The following is a 20,294-nucleotide window of genomic DNA, read 5'->3' as shown; positions in this document are numbered from 1 at the left end:
GCTGCGGCGGCTGCGGCCGCGGCTGCCGCGGCGGCGCAGGCGGCCCGGCGGCGGGCCGTCGAAACCTTCCCGACCCAGATCGAGCGGGACACCGCCGTCGACCGGATCTCCCCCACGGAGGCCCGGACGACCTCCTGACGCACGACCGCTCCGGCCGCCATCGCGCCCCGGCCGGTCCTGTGCGGGCCCTCGTGTGCGGGCTCCCGGTCGGACCATCCCGACCGGGCCGGCTCCGTCGCGGCCGGCCCCGTTCAGGCCACCGGGGCGTGGTCGACGTGCACGGTGGCGGCCAGCAGGCGCGGGACCGCCCGGATCAGCGCCTGCTCCGCCGCCTCGGCCACCCGGTGCGCGGCCACCACGGTGAGCTCGCCGTCCACCACCACGTCCGCCTCGGCGCGCAGCGAGTGCCCGATCCACCGCATCCGCAGCGCGCCCACCCCGCGCACGCCGTCCACCGCGCGCAGCGCCTCCTCGGCGGCGTCCACCAGGCCCGGGTCCACCCCGTCCATCAGCCGCCGGCCCACCTCGCGCACCGAGCCGCGCAGCACCCAGAGGATCGCCGCCGTGATCAGCAGGCCGACCAGCGGGTCCGCCCAGCGCAGGCCGAGCCCGGCCCCGGCCGCACCGACCAGCACCGCGAGCGAGGTCAGCCCGTCGGTCCTGGCGTGCACGCCGTCCGCGACCAGCGCCGCCGAGCCGATCCGGCGGCCGGTGCGGATCCGGTAGCGGGCCACCCACTCGTTGCCCAGGCAGCCGACCAGCGCGGCGGCGGCCACCGCCACCAGGTGGTCCACCGGCCGGGGGTGCAGCAGCCGGTCCGCCGCGGTCACCGCGGTGAACACCGCCGAGGCCGCCACGGTCAGCACGATCGCCACCCCGGCCAGGTCCTCGGCCCGCCCGTAGCCGTAGGTGTAGCGGCGGTTCGCGGCCCGGCGGCCGAGCAGGAAGGCGATCCCGAGCGGGACGGCGGTCAGCGCGTCGGCCGCGTTGTGCACGGTGTCGCCGAGCAGTGCCACCGAGCCGGAGAGGGCCACGATGGCGGCCTGGAGCAGCGCGGTGGCGCCGAGCACCGCGAGCGAGGTCCACAGGGTGCGCAGCCCCTCGGCGGAGGCCTCCATGGCCCGGTCCACCCGGTCCGCCGCGTCGTGCGAGTGCGGGCGCAGGGCGTGGGCGAGGCGGTGGCGCAGGGCGTGGGCGGCACGGTGGCGCAGGGCCGCGGAACCGGAACCGGGGTGCCCGTGGCCCCACCCGTGCGCGTGGCCGTCACCGTGGTGATGGCCGTGCCCTCGTCCGTGGTGATCTTCGACGCGATCACGAGCGCGGTTGTGCGGGTGGTTGTGCGGGCGCGGGTTCGCGCCCTGGGCGTGGACGTCAGCCTCCATAAGCCCTACGGTGGCACATCAACCGCCTTGCAGCCATTGCCGTCCTACACCCTCTGACCAGCTGCGACGCGCTCGCAACTACGTCTCCCCCGCCACTGCGCAGCACTGCCCCGCCCGGCCCCCGGCCGGCCGCCGCCCAGCCGCCCCGCCGCCGTCCCGCACCCGGTCGTCACGGGAACCGGACCGGCGGCGACAGGTTCCGGGCATTCCATCGGATTGGTCACCCAGCGCACCGAGGGCCTACCGTAGAGTGAGCACAGATGATCGACCGTCAGAAACCCATCTCCCTTGCCGAGAAGCCGAGATGACCAACCGTCACCAGAGTCCCGCCGAGCCGCCCCCGGGGCCCGGCGAGCCGGCGGACGTACCACTGGAGTTCACCGCGTTCTGCGAACTCCACCGCCCCCGGTACCTCAGCTACGCGCGCGTGTGGCTGACCGAGCACAGCACCGCGGCCACCGCCGTCCAGCAGGCCTTCGCGGAAATCGCGGTGCACTGGCGGGAGTTGATGGGCAGCTCCAACCCCACCGCGCACGCCTGGGAGATCCTGCGCGGCACCGTCGCCGAACACAGCCGGCAGGTGACCGCCGACCCGGACCGCCACCCGGCCGACGACGACCTGGCGATCCTGCACTACGTCGTCGGCCTCGCCGCCCCCGAGATCGCCGACGTCATCGGCACCGACGCCGCCAGCGTGGCCGGCCGGCTGCGCCGCACCATGCTGCGCGAGGCCTCCGGCTGGTGACCCCGCGCCCCGGCCCGCCCCGCGACGGCCTCAGACCGCCCGCTCGCCGGTCACGCCGGTCACATCGGCCGCGTCGGTCACGTCGGTCACACCGGCCAGGTGCTGTCACTCGCCCCTCGCCCCGACGCGACCACCCGGCGCACTCCTCCACCACGCGCCCCCTACACCGCGCGCGCTCCAGCTCGGTGCGCGCCCGCACGCCGTCCGCCGGAACGAAAAAATGCCTGGCGAACCGGAAACCGACCCTCGATCCTGAGCGCCATGACCCCCGACTCCCCGACCCCCGACTCCCTGACACCCGCCGACTCCACCGCCCCGGCCGACCTCGCGGCCCTCGCCGTGAAACCCACCCTGCACGGCCCCACCGTCCGGCTCGTCCCCCTCGCCGCACGGCACACCGCCCCGATGTGGGAGTCCTGCGCCGACGAAGCCACCAACCGCCTCACCGGCACCCGCGCCACCTTCACCCGCGAACAGATCCACCACTGGTGCGCCACCCGCGCCCAACAACCCGACCGCCTCGACCTCGCCATCGAGGAACCCGCCACCGGCCGCTTCCTCGGCGAGACCGTCCTCAACGACCTCGACCCCGACAACTCCTCCGCCGGCTACCGGATCGCCCTCACCCCGGGCAACACCGACCGCGGCATCGGCACCGAAACCACCCTCCTGGTCCTGCGCCACGCCTTCGAGACCATCCGCCTCAACCGCGTCCACCTCGAAGTCTTCGAGTACAACGAACGGGCCGCCCACACCTACCGCAACTGCGGCTTCACCCTCGAAGGCCGCGCCCGCCAGGCCCACCACTGGGACGGCCGCTACTGGGACGTCCTCACCATGGCCGCCCTACGCGACGAATGGCTCGCCACTCACTGATACGGCCCCCCGTACGGCGGCTGCCCGTACCCCTGCCCTGCCACCCCCCGCCGCCGACGCCGCGCCCGGGCGACCAGCGCAACCACCACGCCGATCACCAGCACGGCCCCGCCGGCCACCGCTCCCGCGACGACCCCCATCCCGTTCCCACCGGCTCCGCCACCATCCGCTCCCGGGGCGACAGTCTCCTCGGACACCCCATCCGTCGGATCGTCCCCGGGAGGTGCACCCTGCGACTCCCTCCGCCCGGACAACGGGTTCTCCCTCGGCCCGTTGTCCACAGAGGGATTCGCCTCCAACGCCTTCGCCGGCGCGAGAACCCCGTACCCGTAACGGTCACTCGGCACCGGGGACCCATCGGTCGGAGGAGTGGCCGACTTGATCATCCGGTTGACCACCTGCCCGGCCGACAGGTTCGGGTACTTCGCCCTGATCAGCGCCGCAGTGGCGGATACGTAAGCAGTCGAGTCCGAGGTGCCGTTCGCGACCCCGTAGCCCGCCGAGGACTTCGCACTCGCCCGGTTGATCTCCACGCCGGGAGCCACCAGCGTGGTCTCCGGCCCGAACGTCGACTTCTCCCACGGACGTCCCTGCCGGTCGACCGCGCCAACCGCCACCACGCCCGGAAAGGCGGCCGGGTACTCGACGGACGCTGCCTGCTGACCGCTGTTTCCACTGGAAGCGACGAGGACCACATCGTGGTCGACGGCGTACTTCACCGCCTGTCTGGTCTCCTGGTCAGTCCCCGAGTAACCACCGATGGACATGTTGACCACCTTGGCACCGCGGTCCACGGCGAACCGGATCCCCTTGGCCAGACCGCTCTGCGCCACGGTGTCCGCCGGAGTCCAGCTCACCCGGACCGGCAGGATCTTGGCTCTCGGCGCCAAGCCCATGATGCCCGCCTTGTCGCCATGGCCATGGCCTGCGATGAGGCTCGCCATCCCGGTGCCATGGCCGTCCTTGTCGACCGTGCCGTCACTGCCCTCTCCAGTGAAGTCGGCACCGGGCAGCACCTGCCCGGCCAGGTCCTGATGGTCCTTCATGACGCCGCTGTCGATGACGGCCACGACGACCCCATCGCCCTGCGACGTCGGCCACAGCAGACTGTCGGCCTGGTACCCGGCCAGCACCCATTGCCCGTCACGAGTGCCGTCCGCCCACGCCGGTCCCGCCCCGGTCACAGTGACCAGGCCGAGAACTGTCAGCGCAGCCGCCCCACACCGAAGCCGCCAGTCTCCCAAGGCCGGTCACCCCACTCAGCGCAGTGGAAGCCCTTGTGGTCCACGAACCACGAGGGCCCCGATCGAATCACCTGGTCCACGGAAGAACCAGGGTCATTCCACCACGTCCGGCTGGGCGGGCTCCCCCGACGCCCAGGTCTCCTCGTCCTCCACGAGGTAGTCCGGCCGCTTCCGGGCCTTCTCCTTGTCCTTGGCCGCCGCCCCGTGAGTTCCGCTGAACGGGGCCACAGCCCCAGCGGACGTTCCGGAGGCGCCGGTCGGCTCCGCCCGGAGCCGGTTGCGCTGCCCCAGACCGGAACCGCCTTCGGTGTAGGCCCTCCGGCCGCCCGGGGTCGCTTCACCTACCGAGGGTTTGCCCCCGACTGCCGATCGCTCCCCGGCACCGACTACGGGGCCTCCCGACCGGCCGCTTCCGGGGCCGACGGTGCCTGGGCTGCCACCGTGGATGCCATCGGCGCCCCGTCCGGAGCCACCGCGGACTTCACCCGGGCTTACCCGCTGGTCACTTCGGGCGGTCACCCCTCGCTCGACGAGGGCGTGCTTGTCCCGTCCGCCGTCGGTAGGGCCAGGCGCCGACTCACCCCTTCCGGACCCGAGCCATGCGGGGCCGGCGCTGGTCTGCGGCCCGGCGGCCGCAGGGGCTGGTGTGCCTGTGACAGCGGCCGGCGACGGCCCGCCCGTCAGCGGCTTCGAGTTGGCGCTCACGCCGTCCACAGCGGTTCCCGCACCGTAGTTGGCCGCACTGGGCTTCGCCGGAGCCGTGGCCACCCCGCCCTTGATCCCCGGTTCCGATGGAAGCGATGTGTCCCGTGGGGCCGTCGACGACTTGGGAGCGACGCCGCCCTTGACCATGCCGCGGCTCCGGGGCTCCACCGGAATGCCCGCGGACTTGCCGAAGCTCCCCCCGACCGAGTTCAGGTTGCCGACACCCATCCCGGTCATCATGCCGCCCACCGCGGCGAACGAACCCGGATCGGCGGAGGTCTGGTCCTTGAAGTCGTCCCGCCCCCCGGGATTCACCGGCGGCTTCTTCGGGTCGTAGGGCGGCGGGGGCTTCAGGGCCGGGGTGGCGACGCGGTAGTGCATGGCGAGGGTTTGCATGACGGCGGCCGCTTCGGCCTTCTTGCGGTCGGCGATGGGGATGTGTTCGTCGTCGTCGCCGAAGAGGGCGTCGCCGACGGTGTCCTTGATCTGGTCCCAGTTGCCGGGTTCCTCGGGCATCTCGCGTTTGGCCTTGGCCATGGCTTCGGAGGTGTTGTGGAGGGTGTTGGCCGCGTCGTTGGCGTAGGCGGCGGCGTTGTTGATGCTGGCGGCGAGGGCGAGCATGCGGGTGTGGAAGGCGTCGCTGGTGGTGCCTTCCCAGGTGGTGGCGGTTTCGGTGCTGGCGTTGGTGAGGGTCTGGCGGATCTGCTTGAGGGTGTCCGCGGCCTTGCGCCAGGGGTCGCCGGCGGCCATCACGGCGCCGGGGTCGAGGGCTTGCGCCATCGTGCGGAGTTGGGCGTGGCTGTACTTGGTGAAGTCGGTGTAGACCACGGCTGGTCGGCCTCCGTTCGGTTCCGGGACGGCGGCGGCTAGAGGGTGGCGTTGCCGCGGGCGGACGGGGTGAGGTTCTGGCGGGCCGCGGCCTGGCTGGTGGCGGAGGGGTCCGCGACGGACCAGCCGTCGTCGCCGAGCTTGAGCTTCGAGGCGGTGTGCTGGTCCTGCTCCTCGTAGTTGGTGGCGGTGAGGTCGGCCTTCAGCTGGGCGTCGTTCACGGCTTCCTGGAGCTGGTTGAGGACGTCGCGCAGGGCGTCCCGCATGGTGCCGTAGCGGCCGTGGATCTCGGTGGCCTCGGCGAAGGTCCCGAAGGCGGACTTGCCGATGCCGCTGCGGCCGTGCGCGTCGGTGCCGTCGGCGTGCTTCTGGAAGTCGGCGAGCAGCACCCGTACCTGGCCGGCGAAGGTGCGGAGCTGTTCGATCTCGATGCGGTAGCCCTGCCCGGTCCCACCGGTGGACCCGGTACCCGTGCTCCCTGCTCCCATGTGTCGGCGCCTCCCCCGTGCGTCCGTCCCTGGCGGCCGGGGCCGGGCCCCGGTGTCTCATGTCTAACACACGGGGTCCGAATCCCGCCCGGGGCAGGGTCAGTTCGCGGTCGTCCCGGCGCGCTGGGCGTCGGCGAGGGCTCGTCGGCAGAGTGAGTCGGCGTGCCGGGTGGTCTCGGGGAGGCGGTAGTGGCGGGCGAGGTCGAGGGTGGTGCGGACGGCGGTGTCGAGGCCGGTCCGGTGGCCGACGGAGACGAAGACGGGCTTGACGCCGTCCCTGGTCCGTACCGCGCGGCCGACTTCCTCGCCGGTGGCGGGGTCGGTGAGCGGGGTCCAGGAGCCGCGCGGCGCGGCGGGTTCGTGGTGGTCGAAGGTGAAGGGGGTCTTGGCGACGCCGAGGGTGCGCAGTCCGGTGAGGACGCCGAGGTGGCTGGCGAGGCCGAGGCGGCGGGGGTGGGCGAGGCCGTAGCCGTCGCAGACGACGGTGTCGGGGGTGTGGGTGAGTGCGGCCAACGCGTCGAGTACGGCGGGGAGTTCGCGGAAGGCCAGCAGTCCGGGGACGTACGGGAAGGCGATCCGGCCGACGGCGGTGGCCTGTTCGACCACGTCCAGGGTGTCCCGGTCGAGCAGGACGGCCGCGGCGGCGACGAGGTCGCGGTCGTCGTCGTACGCGACGTCCACGCCGGCGATCAGTTCGCCGACGGCGGGGCCGCCGGGGCCCGGTTCGTCGTCGTGGGCCTGGACCAGTGGGCGCAGCCGCCGTTGTTCGGCGAGCGCCTCGGCCTCGGTGGTGGGCCAGTCGGCGGGGATGGGCATGGTGGTGGTTCCCCCGGGTGTGTGCTGGTGCGTGCTGCCGTCAGGTGCCGGTTCACCGTACCGACCGGGGCGGACGACCCCGCGGTGAGCCCGTGCGCCCCCCGTGCTCCCGGTTCCGGGGTCTAGCCTGGACAGAGCCCGACTCCCTTGCGGGGCAGGGCCGCTGGAACCGGCACCACTCCCGCCCGTTTCCCCCCGACGCGCGAAGGACCCCCCGCCATGCCGCGCCCATCCGCCGCCCAGGCCTGCCTCGGTTCGGGCACCGTCGTCGCCACCACGGTGGCACTGCTGGCCGTCTCGGGCGCCTCGGGCGTGCCGGCGGTCGCGGTGCTGGTGGTGTTCGCGCTGGTGCTCGGCACCGTGGTGACGGTGTTCTCGATGTCCGCCGCCTCGGCCCGGGCCGCCGCCGCGGAGCCGGGCCCCACGGGCTCATCCGAGGCATCCCGCCCCGCCGCGGCCGCCACTGCCGCCGCCCCCACCACCACTCCGACCACCGCCCCGACCACCGCTCCCGGACAGGCGTACGCCCGGCAGCGCTGATCCGCCGCCGGGCGAAGGAGCGTCCCGCGCCGCCGCTCAGACCTCCGTGGTGACCACCACGGTCTTCGCGGCCTTGTCGTGCAGGCACTGCCGGTAGGGCCGGTCGAAGACGCCGAAGAACCCGTCGACGATCCACCAGAGCGCGGCGCAGCAGAGCACGGCCGGGAGGATGAAGACGGCGGCGCGGGTCCAGGCGGCGGACTGGGTGGGCTTGTTCCCGTCGGCGAGCATGGCGACGCGGATCTTCATCGCCTTCTTGCCGAGGGTCTGGCCGTCCCGGCTGAGCATCAGGGCCTCGTAGAGGAGGTAGATGAGGCAGCCGAGCCAGAACGCCTCGGTCGAGCCGTTGCGGGTGCTGAGGTCGCTGAAAGGTCCCACGATGACCACGCCGACGATCTGCACCAGGACGTAGTCGATCAGCCGGGCGAGGATCCGCTTGGGCCAGGTGCCGATCGGCGGCATGCCGGGGACGGGCCCGGCGCCGGGGGTGCCGTACGCGCCGGGGCCGTAGCCGGTGCCGTGGCCGGGCGGGGGCTGGTCGTACGGGGACTGACCGGAGGGGTACTGGCCGTACGGGGTCCCGCCGGGGGGCGGCCCGCCGTACGGGGTTCCGCCGTAGCTGCCCGGGTAGGCGCCGGGGCCCTCGGACGGCCGGTCGGACGGGGTCGGGCCCGACGGCTCGCCTTCCGGCGTGCCGCCGCCCGGCTGCGGGGGCTGCTTGTCGAAGGAGGGCTTGCCGCCCCCCTCCGGCTGGGGGCCTGAGGGGTCGTGGGTGCTCATGCCACCGAGTAGAACATCACATATTCTCTCGACTCGGGACATTTCGTCCGTTTTGCTCCCGCCCTGGTGCTCGCGGGCCGACGGGGCTTCAGTCCCGCACCACTCGGGTCCGGGCCGCGTGGTCCTGCCAGCCCCGCCGGGCCCTGCGGTCGAAGACCGGCCAGACCAGTCCGAGCAGCAGTGCCGCACCCAGTTGCCGGACGGCCCACCGGAGCAGCGAGCGGCCGAGGCTCGGCCTGGTCCGGGCCGCCGGGGCTGCGGCGTCCACCACCCGGATCCGGGCGAGCCGCTTGCCGAAGGTCTGCCCGGTGCGCGCGATCGGCAGCACCTCGTAGAGCAGGCTGACGAACAGCAGGATGCCGATCAGCACGGCGGTCTTGCCCAGCACCACGTCGTCCACCAGCCAGACCTGGATCTGACGCCGGGTGAGCGCGCTGGTCATCCGGGCCTGGTCGACCTTCTGCTGGAGGTGGTCGGTCACCGAGCGGCTGAGCGGGATCCCGGCCGCGACCGCGACCACCAGCAGGACGGCGGTGTCCACCGCCCGCGCCGCCAGTCGTCGGCCCAGTCCGGCCGGGCTGACGGCCGCGGTCGCCCGGGCGGTCCGGGAGGCCGCGCGGGCGGGGGCTGGGGCACGGGCGGGGGCTGGGGCACGGGCGGGGGCGGACGGCCGGGGCTGGACGGCGGTCTCCCGGACCGCCCGCACGGCGGGCAGCGGAGCGGCGGGCGCGGCGACGGCCGCCGCCGTGGGCCGCAGGACGGCCGGCATCGGGGCCGAGGCCGGGGCCCGGCCCGGAGCGGTTTCCCGGCCCATCACCGGCACCGGACCGGAGGCGAGGACGGCCGGCACCGGGGCTTCCGGCACCGGAACCTCCCGGAGCGGGGCCTCCCGCACCCGGGTGTCCCGCACCGCCGTCGCCACGGCGGGCGCTCCGACAGCAGCGTCGGCACCCGCGCCGGCGGCCGGTTCCACGGCAGCCGGAGCATGCTCGGGCCCCGCACGCCCCTCCTGCGCATCGGGCGCCTCCGGAAGCACCCCCCAGGAGACCCAGCGCGGCGCATCGCCCGTCTCCATCAGGCCCCGCTGGGCCCGCGGATCGGCCTGCCATCCGGACTCCCCGGGCAGCGGAGCCGGCACCGGGTCCGGAGCCGGAGCCAGGGCCGACCCCATGGCCGGAGCCGGGTCCGAGGCCAGGGCCGGAGCCGGGGCCAGGACCGGAGCCGGGGCCCGGGCCGGTCCCACCTCGGCCCCCGGCCCCTCGACCCCGGCGAAGCCCGGCAGCGGCCCAGCCGCCTCCACCGTCCGGAACACCGGTCCGCCGATCACCTCCGCCACCCGCGGCCCGAGCACGAAGGAGGCCCCGCCGGTGGTCTGGTCGAAGTACACCGGCCCGGTGTCACCGCCACCCGCCGGCGGCCCGCCCGCCACCGCCTCCGGCACCTCCGTCAGCACCGCGTCCACCGCCGCCACCACGCCCGTCACCGGCACCACGTCCGCCACCGGCGGCGGCACCGGTCGCGCAGGCGGCCCGTCCGGGGCGGGCCGCCTGGTCGCGTACCGGGGCGGCTCCAGCACCTCTCCCGAGGCCGGCGCGGGCCGGCTGGTGCCGGGCACCCAGGCCGAGCCGCCCCAGTACCGGACGAAGCCGGGGATCGAGGGGTCGGGGTAGTAGCCCGGCTCGGGCGCGACGGCCGGGTCGCCGGCGGCGGCGAAGGGACGGTCCGTCATGGGGGTCTTCTTTCCTGGCAGGTCCTGACGAGGGCGGCACGGCCGGTCGGCCCGACCACCACGGACGCATCCACCCAGCGCGCACGGCCCGGCGCGCGCCCGGAACTCGGCAGGCGTGGGGGGCACCGCCGATGGGCGGACAGTCGCCGGGCAGTCACAAAGGGTAGTACCTCACCGGAGCCCGAACGGAAAGTTCGCGATTCCCCGGACAGCGAAGGGTCGCTCACGGTAGGGAACCCGGCGCGCGGCGCATTCTCGCGCGCCCCGCCGTCCGCCGTTCACCACTGCTCACCACCGCTCACCAAATTTCCCGGAGAAATCCCGGAAACGTGTGTAAGAGCCGGTGCGGACCGCCCTCTCCAAGGTCACAGGGCCCGGAACCGGGCACCGCCGGAAGGAAGAGAGGAAGACGATCATGGAGCGTCCCGTCAGCGTCGTCGAACACGAGCTGGAGCTCAACCTGGTGCTCTCGCCGGAGCACAGCATCCCCGTCCCGGCCCGGCTGTCCTACGGCAGCCACGACCCGTACGCGGTGTACATCACCTTCCACCTGGACACCGGCTCCCCGGTGACCTGGGTGTTCGCCCGGGAGCTGCTGGTCGAGGGCACCTTCCGCCCGTGCGGCCAGGGCGACGTGCGGATCTGGCCGACCCGCTCGGGCCGGCGCAGCGTGCTCTGTCTGGCCCTGAGCTCGCCCGCGGGGGACGCGCTGCTGGAGGCCCCGCTGCCGGTCGTCGCGGCCTGGCTGGAGCGTGCGCACCGGCTGGTCCCGCCGGGCAGCGAGCTGGGCGTGCTGGACATGGACGGCTCGCTCGCCGAGCTGCTCGCCTAGGCGTGCGCCGCAGCGTGCACCGGCACGTACGGCACCACGGGCGCGCGCGGGAACACGGGCACGCCCCCGAACGGCTCCGCCCGAACGAGCGGAGCCGCGAGGAACGGAGCCACGAGGAGAGCGGGATCAGGAGCAGGAGCGGCGCCCCCGCCGGCTCAGCGGGCCGCGGGGGCCTGCTGACGACCGCGGGCGGCGTCCGGGCCACCGGCGTCGCGCTGTCCGGGCAGCCGGACCAGTGGCGCACCGGCGGAACGCCGCCGGGCCCTTATCCGGATCGCGGCGGCGAGCAGGAAGCAGAGTCCGACCCACGGGTAGACCGAGGTCGGCAGCTGCCGCCACGGTGACAGGTCGAGGACGGCCAGGCCGACCGGCTTCGCGGCCCACATCGCGAAGGACAGGAAGGCGACCAGCGTGGCCCAGAAGGCGGCCCGCCAGCGCAGCCGGCGCACACCGGCCGGGCGGGCGTGCTCGACCGAGGCCTCGGCGGCGAGCAGGACGAGCATCGGCACGCACCAGACCCAGTGGTGGGTCCAGCTGATCGGCGAGATCAGCACCGCGGTGACGGCCGCGCAGCAGACGCCCCAGGCCTCCGCCCGGGGCAGCCAGCGGCCGCTGCGCGCGGCCCAGGCGGAGACGGCGAGACCGGCCAGCGCGACCAGGCCCGCCCCGAGGGTGGCGAGGGTGCCGGGCTCGGCGGTGTGCAGCAGCCGGGCGAGGGCGCCGCGCAGCGACTGGTTGTCGACGATCCAGGTCTTGCCGACCCGGGAGGAGTCGTAGAGGTACTCGGTCCAGAAGCCCCGGGTGGCGTCGGGCAGGACCAGCGCGCCGAGCAGGAAGGTGCCGAGGAAGGTGAAGCCGGCCACGAAGGCGGCCCGGATCCGGCCGGTGATCAGCAGGTAGACCGCGAACAGGCCGGGCGTGAGCTTGATGCCGGCGGCGATGCCGATCGCCACGCCCTTGCCGCGCTTCCCGTCCGGGCGGGTGAGGTCCCAGAGGATCAGGCAGGCCAGCGCCAGGTTGATCTGGCCGTAGCGGAGCGTGGTGAAGACCGGTTCGAGCCAGACCCCGAGGCCGGTCACCAGGACCACACCGACCGCCCGCAGCTCGCGGCGCGGCCAGCCGGCCAGCTTGAAGGACAGGTGGGTCAGCAGGGCGAGCAGCCCGACGTTGCCGAGAGTGATCGCCACCCGGAGGAAGGGGACCGGGAACCAGGTGGTCGGGACGAACAGCATCGCCGCGAACGGCGGGTAGGTCGCCGGCAGGCTCCACTCGGTGACGCGCAGCGCGTACAGGTCCTTGCCCTCGGCCACGGCGGCGCCCTCGGCCCGGTAGACGATCATGTCCACCATCGAGGTGTGCACGAAGTGGCGGACCACCGCGTACACCAGCAGGGACAGCAGCGCCACGGCGGAGGCGGCCAGCAGCGGGCGGCGGGGGGCCTCGCGCAGCGCCCGGACGGGAGCGCCGAGCGCGTCGCGCAACCGGTCCGGCAGGGGGGCGGGCGAGGGGGCGGGGGCGGTCCGCACCGGGCTTCGCTCGTCTTGCACCGCTGTCACTGTCCACTCCGTCCACCACTCGGCCAACCAGCGACGATACCGGATGCCGCCCGGCGGACCCGGAACGGTTCGGCTACGCACCGTGACGAAAGCGGCTCTGACCGGCCGGGCTCCGCGATGGGCGGAACCCGGCCGGACGGAGGACCACGAGATGGAACCGGAGGCCGGACGGAGGCCCCGAGGTGGAACCGGAGGTCAGCCCGCGTACGCCCCGAGGGCCCGGCTGAAGTCCAGCGGCTGCTGGACGACGCTGCTGCAGGTCGCGTCGGCGGTCGGCCTGGCACCGCCCGGGCAGGCCTTGTCCCGGGTGGCCGACCACATGGACAGCCAGGCCAGGTGCTTGGCCGCCGCGAAGTCGGCCAGCTGCTCGGCGTCGGCCACCGTGAAGACCTCGCCGGCGACGTCGTTGACGCCGATCATCGGGGTGACCGCGACCTTCCGCCAGGCCGCCGCGTCGTCCAGCCCCAGCACGCTCTTGACCTGGGCCTGGGTGGCGGTGGCCGCGGCGACGGCGTACTCGCCCATCCGGCCCTGCGGGTCGGGGGCGACGCCGGACACCACGAAGGCGAGGTTGAAGTTCTTCACCCCGCTCGCCTTGACGGTGGCGAGCAGGTCGTACGGCGGGTGGAGCGAGGTGGCCACGAAGGGGGCGAAGCCGGCCCCGGCGCCGACCGGGGGAACGGGCACACCGGTCGCCGTGGGGGTGACGGTCGGGGTGGGGGTCGGCGCCGGGGTGGTCGGCTTCGCCGTCGGAGGGACGGTCTGGGTGGCGGTCGGAACCGCGGTGGCGCTCGGTGTGGCCGAGGCCGTGGCCGTGGGGGCGGCCGTGGGGGTGGTGGTCGGGCGGCCCGAGGGGGTGGGCGCGGTGCCGTCGCCGGCCTTGCAGGAGACGTTGTCGATCAGGCAGTCGGACGGCTCTCCCTGCGCCGCGCCCGCGCCCTGGGCGACGAAGCCGACGACCACGCTCTTGCCCGGCTCCAGCCGCTTGCTCCAGGCCTCCGGCCTGACCGTGACGTGCTGCCCGTCGGCGGTGAAGGCGGCGTTCCAGAGCGAGTCGATCTTCGCCCCGGCCGGCAGGTCGAAGCTGAGCGTCCAGTCCTCGATCGCGGCGGCGTCCGGGTTGGTGACCAGGTACTGGCCGGTGTAGCCGCCGTCCCAGGCGCTGGTCCGGCTGTACACGGCGCCGAGCGAGGCGGCGCCGGCCGAGGAGGTGAGGACGACCGTCCCGCCCGCGACCAGGGCGGCGACGACCGCGGCGGCCCCGACGAGCACGCCCTTGCGGCCGGGCCCACGGCGGACGGACCCGCGGCGGCCGGCGCGTCGGGTGGGCTGGGTGGTCATGGCGCGTTTCCTCCGCGGGTGCCTACGGTCGGCCGCCGTCCGGGCGCGGGTGCGCACGGACCTCCGGGCGGCCGGCCCGGCTCGGTCGGGTGACCGGCGCGACCGACGCTAGCGGCGCCCCGGGGCCGCGGCCGCCGGGCTGAGCGAGGGGTAGAACTCCCTTAGGCCGCTGTTAAGGAACTCCACGATCCACCGTCAGGAAATCGGCCCGGTACGGCGTCGGCCCGTCGCCGGTCGCCACGCCGACCCTCCGTCACTTCTGGAACAGCGCGCCCCGGGTCCGCCGCCGCCCGCCGCGCGCGGGCTCCTCGGGCTCCGGCCGGGTGCGCAGCCGCAGCCGGGTCTCGGCGCCGCCGAGCACCGCGGAGCGGCCGAGGGCGACGTCCCCGCCGGTGGACTCGGCGAGCTTGCGGACGATGTCCAGGCCGAGGCCGGTGGAGCCCTCGCCGCCGTCCCCCTCGCCGCGCTTGAGGGCGGCGGCCGGGTCGTTGTACCCCGGTCCGGCGTCGCCGACCAGCACGATCACCGAGCCCTCGGTGACCAGCACGTCCACCGAGAAGGCGGTGCCGACGGCGGTGTGCCGGAAGACGTTGCCGAGCAGTGCGTCGACGGCCGCCGCCAGGTCCCCGCGCTGGACGGGGACCGGCGCCGACCGCTCGGCGCCGGACAGTTGCCAGCGGCGCCCCTCGTCCTCGGCCAGCGCGGACCAGAAGGCGGTCCGCTCCCGGATCACCTCGACGGCGTCGCAGCCGACCGCGACGGCGGGCGCGTCCTCGGGGGCGCGGCGGGCCGAGCGGATGATCTGGTCGACCTCGCGCTCGAGTTGGGCGACCGCGTGCCGGGTGGCGTCGGCCGCGTCGCCCTCGCCGAGCGAGGCGGCGTTGAGCCGCAGCACGGTCAGCGGGGTGCGCAGCCGGTGCGACAGGTCGGCGGCCAGTTCCCTTTCGGCGGCCAGGAGTTGGACCACCCGGTCGGCCATGGTGTTGAACGCCTGGCCGGCCTCGCGCAGTTCCTCGGGGCTGCCCTCGACCTGCTTGCCCTCGACCGGGACCCGCACCGAGAGGTTCCCGGCGCCGAGCGATCGGGCGGCGGCGGCGAGCTTCTGCGCGGAGGCGACGATGCGGCTGCCCATCCGGTCGGCGACCAGCACCGAGATGGCGACCAGGCCGAGCGCGACGGCGGAGAGCACCTGCCAGGCGGTGGAGACGCCCCGGGTGAGGTCGCTCTCGGCCACGAACACCTCGACCACGGCGCGGCCGGTGTCCACCGCGACCGGCTGGAGCAGGGCGTACCCGCCGCCCACCTTCACGGTGAAGGAGCGGCCCTGGCCGCCGGCCGCGGCCAGGTCGGCGGCGGTGGCGCGCGCCTCCCCCAGCGTCGGGCCCGCGGGCGCGCCGGTCCCGGCGACGGCGGCGGTCCCGGGGCCGCCCGCCCCGGCAGCACCCACCCCGGGGCCGCCCACCCCGGGGCCGCTCGCCCCGGCAGTGCCCGTCCCCGCGGCGCCGCGGACGGCGTCCGCGCGGGCCGGATCGCCGCCCCCCGTCCCGGCGGGCTGCCCGACCGCCGGCAGGTGGACCGCCATCCGGCCCTGCGCGCCGGCGTCCGTACTCGCCAGGGCCCGGTTGATCGCGTCCTGGTCGGTGGTGATCGCCAGCGCCGGCCCGAGCGCCGCGGCCTGCCGCTCGGCGGCGGTGAAGGCCCGGTCCCGGGCGGTCTGTTGGACCATCATCCCGAGCGGGATGAGGAAGGCCAGCGCGACCATGGTGGTCCCGGCGACGGCGGCCTTGATCAGGGCCCAGCGCAGCGAGCGCCCGAACCTCCTCATGTCCGGTGCTCCGCCAGTCCTCCGGCAACCTCCAGGCGGACCCCGACGCCCCGGACGGTGTGCAGGTAGCGGGGGTTGGAGGCGGTCTCGCCGAGCTTGCGGCGCAGCCAGGAGAGGTGGACGTCGATGGTCTGGTCGCCGCCGTAGGTCTGCTGCCAGACCTCGGCGAGGATCTCCTTGCGGGGCACCACCACGCCCGGCCGGGCGGCCAGGAAGGCCAGCAGGTCGAACTCACGGCGGGTCAGGTCGAGCGGCCGTCCGTCCAGCGTGGCCTCGCGCCGCTGGAGGTCGATGGCCAGCCCGCCGACCCGCAGCACTTGGGCGACGGGTGCCGCGCCGCCGCCGAACCGGCGCAGCACGGCGGTCATCCGGGCGCTGAGGTGCTCCCCGGAGAAAGGTTTCACCAGGTAGTCGTCGGCGCCGTCGTTGAGCAGCCGGATGATCTCGGCCTCGTCGTCCCTGGCGGTGGAGACGATCACCGGCACGTTGGTCAGGCCCCGGATCATCTTGAGCGCCTCGCTGCCGTCCAGATCGGGCAGGCCCAGGTCGAGGATCACCAGGTCACAGCCCACTTGGGCGACCTCCCGCAGCGCTTCCAGGGCCGTGCCCACACTGCGGACCGCGTGACCGGTGTCGGTCAGGTGGCGGATGAGGGCGGAGCGTACGAAGGGGTCGTCCTCGACCACGAGCACTGTTGCCATGGGCCTGCACGGTACGCCATAGGCGGGCAGTGGTCTGTACCTCGGGGGCGGCTCCGGACATTGTGCAACTGCCCTGCCGAATACCGGGGGTGCCACTCTCCATCCGTTTGGAAATACGGCAAGATGTGCGGACGATGCGGAACGGACTGGTACAGCTCGGCGCTTGGGCGGCGGCCACGGGGGCGGCGGTGGCACTGTCATGGCTCGGTGTGCACGCGGTGCTGACCGGCGCCGCGTTCGAGCAGCCCACGGCGATTCCCCTGCCCTCCGCGAAGGCTGACGATCCGCCGCCCCCGGCGACGCCCACCCCCGACCAGCGCTCCGCCGCACCGTCCACGTCCCCTTCCCCGACGACCGCCCCGACCACCACCGCTCCGCACGGCCCGGCGCCGGCGAGCACCGCCACGCCGCCCGGCCGGCGGCCCGCGCCCACCAGCGCCGCCGCCGCGGCCACCACCGCGACGAGCACGGTGAAGAGCTATCCGGTCCCTGGCGGCAAGGTCGCGCTGGACCTCAAGGACGACCGGGCCGCCCTGGTCTCCGCCACCCCGGACCCGGGCTGGCAGATGAAGGTGTGGAACCAGGACGGGTGGCTGCGGGTCGACTTCGTCCGGGGCACCGAGGCCAACTCGGTCATCGCCTCCTGGAACGGTCACGCGCCGATCGTGGAGACGGTGGTCCGCTAGGCCGCGAACGGCGCGACCGGCGCATCCGGTGCCCCGTCAGAACCCCCGGCAGGGCACGTACCCCGGCAGGTACGGCCCCGCGTACCCCGCCCGGTCCACCAGCGTGTGCCTGGTCCCGCCCGGCACCTCGATGGTGGCCAGCACCACCGAGCCGTAGTCGTCCCGCACCTCGTGCGGCTCGGCCAGCGACAGCGCGCCGCGGTCCACCGCGTAGTCGTAGGCGTAGTAGGCGTCCGGCACGCTCACCGCGAGGTCCAGCACCCCGTCGCCGTGGCGGTCCAGATACGCGGTCAGCTCCCGGCCGCGCGGGCCGGTGGCTCGCACCGGGGAGGTGAGCACGATCCGGGTGCCCGGCGCGGCGAGCACGTACGAGCGCGCTTCCGGGTCGCCCGTCTCCGGCCCGGCGTACGCGGTACATCGCAGCCCGAGCGCGGCGCAGTAGCGGCGGGCCGCCCGCGCGGCGTCGGCGACCGCGAAGACCACCGCGTCGGCGCGGCCCATCGGCAAGGGCCCCGCCTCCGCCGGGTCCGGTAAGAGGCCGGCCCCGGACAGGCGGGCCCCGGACAGGGCGGGTTCGGCGGCGGTTTCGGTCATGACTGCCCTCCCGGTCGGCGTACGAACCGTCCTTGGCCGCCCCCGGCACCGGGGATGGGCTCCTGCGCACGGGGGTGTGGCTGGAGGGTGGCGCCGGACCGACTTACGCGCAACTGTTCCGTTTCCTCCTGGTCAAACTGCGCCCCGGAACGGAAGAATCTGGCTCGCAGCTGTACAGAATGCCCACCACAGGACGGTTCTCCGATGCCCCCCGGCCACTCCCCGAGCTCCCCCGAGCCACCCGGCTCCGCGACCCCGCAGGGCACTCCCGCCACCCCGCAGGGCGCTCCCGTCACCCCGGCGGGAAGCACCAACGACGCCATCGACGCCCTGGACGGCCGGCTGATCCGGCTGCTCGCCGAGGAGCCCCGGATCGGCGTGCTGGAGTGCTCGCGCCGGCTCCAGGTCGCCCGGGGCACCGTGCAGGCCCGGCTGGACCGGCTCCAGGCCAAGGGCGTGATCGGCGGCTTCGGCCCGGAGGTGGACCCAGCGGCGATCGGCTACCCGGTGACGGCCTTCGCCACCCTGGAGATCTCCCAGGGCCAGGGCTCGGACGTGCGGGCGCATCTGGCGAGCGTGCCGGAGGTACTGGAGCTGCACACCATCACCGGGATCGGGGACATGCTGGTGCGGATCGTGGCCCGCTCCAACGCCGATCTGCAACGGGTGATCGACCGGGTGCTGGGCTTCGACGGGATCGTCCGCTCGTCCACCGCGATCGTCCTGGAGAACCCGGTGCCGTACCGGATCCTGCCGCTGATCGACCAGGCCGCCGCCGAGTAGGAGGGTCCGTGCGACGCCACGCGCCGATTTGGCACATCCCTGAGGCGCCGTCGCCCGCAAGATTTATGTATGAACGTTCTACTATTCCTGGCACCGTCCACCGGCCGGCTCAAACCCGTGGCGGCCGCGCCCTCCCCCGGGTCGGCCCCCATATGACCGGCGCCGTCGCGGCCGACGGTACCGCCCCCACCCTCATCGCCTCCGCCCAGCGCGCCCTGCGCCTGCTGGAGGCCGCCGCCCGCTACCCCCGGGGCGCCACCGCCAAGCAGCTCGCCCGGGACACCGACCTCGCCCTGGGCACCGCCTACCACCTGCTGCGCACCCTGGTGCACGACCACTACCTGGAACGCGACAGCGGCGTCTACCTGACCGGCCCCGCGGTCGCCGGACTGGCCCGGCAGGACGGCCCGGCGAGTGGTCGGACCCGGCTGCGGGTGCTGCTGGGCGCGCTCGCCGACGAGCTCTCCGCCGCCGTCTACTTCACCTGGTACCGGCACGGCGAGGTGGAACTGGTCGAAGCCGTCTCGGCCCCCGGCGCGCCGCTGGTCGACCGCCACCGCTTCCGGTCCGGCGCGCACGCCACCGCGGCCGGCAAGACCATGCTGGCCCTGATGACCGCCGAGGAGCGCCGGGACCACCTGGCCCGCCACCCGATGGTGCCGCTCACCCCGTACACCCTGCTGGACCCGTCGCACCTGCCGCTGCTGCCGCGCCAGGGCCCGCGGCGGGCCGTCCCGATCACCCAGTTCCAGGAGTACCAGCTCGGCACCGCGGGCGCGGCGGTGCCGATCGTCGCGGGCAACGGCCTCGGTGCGATCTCGGTCTCGCTGCCGATGGCCCAGGCGCACCGGCTGGCCGGGATCGCCGCCCAGCTGCGCACCCGGCTGGGCGACGACTTCGCCACGATGGCCTTCGGGATCTGACCCTCCGGGGGCCGCCACGGCCCCCGGGGTCCCGCCCCGCACGCGGCGCGAGAGGTCACGAGGGCCGGCAAGGGGTCAGCAGGAGGGGACGTCGCCGCCGGTCCGGATCGCCTCCAGCGCTGAGACCGCCTCGCCGAGGGTGCCGACCGGCACCAGCCGCAGCGACTTCGGCGTGTTCACCTTGGCGTCCGCGCACTCGTCCTTGGGCAGCAGGAACACCGTCGCGCCGTCCCGGGCGGCCGCCTGCGTCTTCAGCGGGACGCCGCCGACCGGGCCGACGGTGCCGTCCTTGTCGATGGTGCCGGTGCCGGCGACGGTGAGCCCGCCGGTGAGGTCGCCGCCCTTGCCGTCGCCGGCGAGCTTGTCGACGATGCCCAGGGCCAGCATCTGGCCGGCGCTCGGGCCGCCGACCGCGCCCAGGTCGACCTTGACCTTCACCTGGTCCGGCGACAGGTGGAGGAAGCTCAGCGCGGCCGCGGTGGCGGAGTCCTGGGACTCGGCCATCTGCTGCGCGGTCGCCTCGTCGGCCTTCACCGGGTTGGTCTCCGGGTAGACCGTCTCGGTCGGGCGCACCGCCTCGTTCGGGTCGAACCACGCCCGCAGCGAACGCCAGAAGGTGTTCTTCTGCCCCGCGTTGGTCGCCGTGATGGTGACCATCCGCAGCTCGCCCTCGGTGGTGCGCAGCGGCGCCCCGGTGATGGTGAGCACCGGCCTGTCCTGGTACGAGCCCAGGGTGTCCGCGGTCAGGCCCGGCCAGGTGATGGTGTACGGCAGCGGGACGAAGGCGGCCACGCCGAACAGCGCGGCGACCAGCACCCCGCAGAGCGTGAGCGCGCGGGTCCGCGGGGAGGTGAGGGCCGTGGGCAGCTTGGTGTCGGACACAAGGGGAATCCAAACACACCCGACGCCGTGCGCGGGCG

The 20,294-nt window shown here is 74.5% G+C and carries 20 protein-coding genes; 7 read left to right on the top strand and 13 right to left on the bottom strand.

The features are described from left to right. Positions 1–251: 251 nt before the first annotated feature. Entirely contained in the window at positions 252–1,382 is a 1,131-nt protein-coding gene (locus tag ACFRMQ_RS11340; protein ID WP_380729445.1) for a cation diffusion facilitator family transporter, read from the bottom strand. Between the two features lie 304 nt (positions 1,383–1,686). Here ACFRMQ_RS11340 and ACFRMQ_RS11335 point away from each other — a divergent pair, with 304 nt between their 5' ends. Together ACFRMQ_RS11335 and ACFRMQ_RS11330 are read left to right on the top strand one after the other, a co-directional pair. After that, a complete protein-coding gene (locus tag ACFRMQ_RS11335) occupies positions 1,687–2,127 on the top strand; it encodes a hypothetical protein (RefSeq protein WP_380729443.1) in 441 nt (146 codons plus the stop codon). Positions 2,128–2,388: 261 nt separating this feature from the next. Then, the gene (locus ACFRMQ_RS11330; RefSeq protein ID WP_380729441.1) at positions 2,389–3,003 is read left to right on the top strand and encodes a GNAT family N-acetyltransferase; all 615 of its coding nucleotides are present in this window, start codon (positions 2,389–2,391) and stop codon (positions 3,001–3,003) included. Here ACFRMQ_RS11330 and mycP read toward each other — a convergent pair. The 4 genes from mycP to ACFRMQ_RS11310 form a co-directional block, all read right to left on the bottom strand. After that, entirely contained in the window at positions 2,997–4,136 is a 1,140-nt protein-coding gene (gene mycP, locus ACFRMQ_RS11325; RefSeq protein ID WP_380729439.1) for a type VII secretion-associated serine protease mycosin, read from the bottom strand. The genes ACFRMQ_RS11330 and mycP overlap by 7 nt on opposite strands. 204 nt (positions 4,137–4,340) lie before the next feature. After that, on the bottom strand, positions 4,341–5,705 hold the full coding sequence (locus tag ACFRMQ_RS11320; RefSeq protein WP_380729437.1) for a hypothetical protein: 1,365 nt from the start codon (positions 5,703–5,705) through the stop codon (positions 4,341–4,343). A 113-nt stretch (positions 5,706–5,818) separates the two neighbouring features. Continuing rightward, entirely contained in the window at positions 5,819–6,268 is a 450-nt protein-coding gene (locus ACFRMQ_RS11315) for a hypothetical protein (protein WP_380729435.1), read from the bottom strand. A 99-nt stretch (positions 6,269–6,367) separates the two neighbouring features. Beyond that, positions 6,368–7,084, bottom strand: a complete 717-nt coding sequence (locus tag ACFRMQ_RS11310; protein ID WP_380729433.1) for an endonuclease V — start codon at positions 7,082–7,084, stop codon at positions 6,368–6,370. Between the two features lie 219 nt (positions 7,085–7,303). Between ACFRMQ_RS11310 and ACFRMQ_RS11305 the strand changes: the two genes are divergently transcribed. Beyond that, positions 7,304–7,624 (top strand): hypothetical protein, encoded by a 321-nt coding sequence (locus tag ACFRMQ_RS11305; protein ID WP_380729431.1) that lies wholly within the window; start codon positions 7,304–7,306, stop codon positions 7,622–7,624. A gap of 36 nt (positions 7,625–7,660) precedes the next feature. On the opposite strand, the gene ACFRMQ_RS11300 is transcribed toward ACFRMQ_RS11305, so the two are convergent. After that, entirely contained in the window at positions 7,661–8,404 is a 744-nt protein-coding gene (locus ACFRMQ_RS11300; RefSeq protein WP_380729429.1) for an RDD family protein, read from the bottom strand. Between the two features lie 88 nt (positions 8,405–8,492). Next, on the bottom strand, positions 8,493–10,133 hold the full coding sequence (locus ACFRMQ_RS11295) for an RDD family protein (protein WP_380729427.1): 1,641 nt from the start codon (positions 10,131–10,133) through the stop codon (positions 8,493–8,495). Between the two features lie 415 nt (positions 10,134–10,548). Between ACFRMQ_RS11295 and ACFRMQ_RS11290 the strand changes: the two genes are divergently transcribed. After that, positions 10,549–10,965: an SsgA family sporulation/cell division regulator gene (locus ACFRMQ_RS11290; protein WP_380695356.1), complete on the top strand. Its 417-nt coding sequence runs from the start codon at positions 10,549–10,551 to the stop codon at positions 10,963–10,965. A 155-nt stretch (positions 10,966–11,120) separates the two neighbouring features. On the opposite strand, the gene ACFRMQ_RS11285 is transcribed toward ACFRMQ_RS11290, so the two are convergent. The 4 genes from ACFRMQ_RS11285 to ACFRMQ_RS11270 form a co-directional block, all read right to left on the bottom strand. After that, the gene (locus ACFRMQ_RS11285) at positions 11,121–12,512 is read right to left on the bottom strand and encodes a glycosyltransferase 87 family protein (RefSeq protein ID WP_380729425.1); all 1,392 of its coding nucleotides are present in this window, start codon (positions 12,510–12,512) and stop codon (positions 11,121–11,123) included. Between the two features lie 204 nt (positions 12,513–12,716). Beyond that, positions 12,717–13,862, bottom strand: a complete 1,146-nt coding sequence (locus ACFRMQ_RS11280; RefSeq protein WP_380729423.1) for a cellulose binding domain-containing protein — start codon at positions 13,860–13,862, stop codon at positions 12,717–12,719. Positions 13,863–14,115: 253 nt separating this feature from the next. Next, on the bottom strand, positions 14,116–15,687 hold the full coding sequence (locus ACFRMQ_RS11275) for an ATP-binding protein (RefSeq protein WP_380729421.1): 1,572 nt from the start codon (positions 15,685–15,687) through the stop codon (positions 14,116–14,118). Continuing rightward, a complete protein-coding gene (locus tag ACFRMQ_RS11270; protein WP_380729419.1) occupies positions 15,684–16,388 on the bottom strand; it encodes a response regulator transcription factor in 705 nt (234 codons plus the stop codon). Before ACFRMQ_RS11270 ends, ACFRMQ_RS11275 begins: the two co-directional genes overlap by 4 nt. 134 nt (positions 16,389–16,522) lie before the next feature. Here ACFRMQ_RS11270 and ACFRMQ_RS11265 point away from each other — a divergent pair, with 134 nt between their 5' ends. After that, the gene (locus tag ACFRMQ_RS11265) at positions 16,523–17,074 is read left to right on the top strand and encodes a hypothetical protein (RefSeq protein WP_380729417.1); all 552 of its coding nucleotides are present in this window, start codon (positions 16,523–16,525) and stop codon (positions 17,072–17,074) included. A 36-nt stretch (positions 17,075–17,110) separates the two neighbouring features. Here ACFRMQ_RS11265 and ACFRMQ_RS11260 read toward each other — a convergent pair whose 3' ends face one another. Continuing rightward, positions 17,111–17,668: a VOC family protein gene (locus tag ACFRMQ_RS11260; protein ID WP_380729415.1), complete on the bottom strand. Its 558-nt coding sequence runs from the start codon at positions 17,666–17,668 to the stop codon at positions 17,111–17,113. A 204-nt stretch (positions 17,669–17,872) separates the two neighbouring features. On the opposite strand from ACFRMQ_RS11260, the gene ACFRMQ_RS11255 reads away from it, so the two are divergent. Together ACFRMQ_RS11255 and ACFRMQ_RS11250 are read left to right on the top strand one after the other, a co-directional pair. Next, entirely contained in the window at positions 17,873–18,451 is a 579-nt protein-coding gene (locus tag ACFRMQ_RS11255; RefSeq protein WP_380729413.1) for an Lrp/AsnC family transcriptional regulator, read from the top strand. 152 nt (positions 18,452–18,603) lie between these two features. Further along, positions 18,604–19,374, top strand: a complete 771-nt coding sequence (locus tag ACFRMQ_RS11250) for an IclR family transcriptional regulator (RefSeq protein ID WP_380729411.1) — start codon at positions 18,604–18,606, stop codon at positions 19,372–19,374. A gap of 75 nt (positions 19,375–19,449) precedes the next feature. Here the strand turns inward: ACFRMQ_RS11250 and ACFRMQ_RS11245 are convergent, their stop codons facing one another. Beyond that, positions 19,450–20,256, bottom strand: a complete 807-nt coding sequence (locus ACFRMQ_RS11245; RefSeq protein WP_380729409.1) for a S16 family serine protease — start codon at positions 20,254–20,256, stop codon at positions 19,450–19,452. Between the last annotated feature and the right edge of the window lie 38 nt (positions 20,257–20,294).

The organism is Kitasatospora sp. NPDC056783 (assembly GCF_042789895.1).
In the GTDB taxonomy this organism is placed as follows: Bacteria; Actinomycetota; Actinomycetes; order Streptomycetales; family Streptomycetaceae; genus Kitasatospora.
Note: the sequence above shows the minus strand (reverse complement) of the source record. Positions and strands in the feature narration are given on the sequence as shown.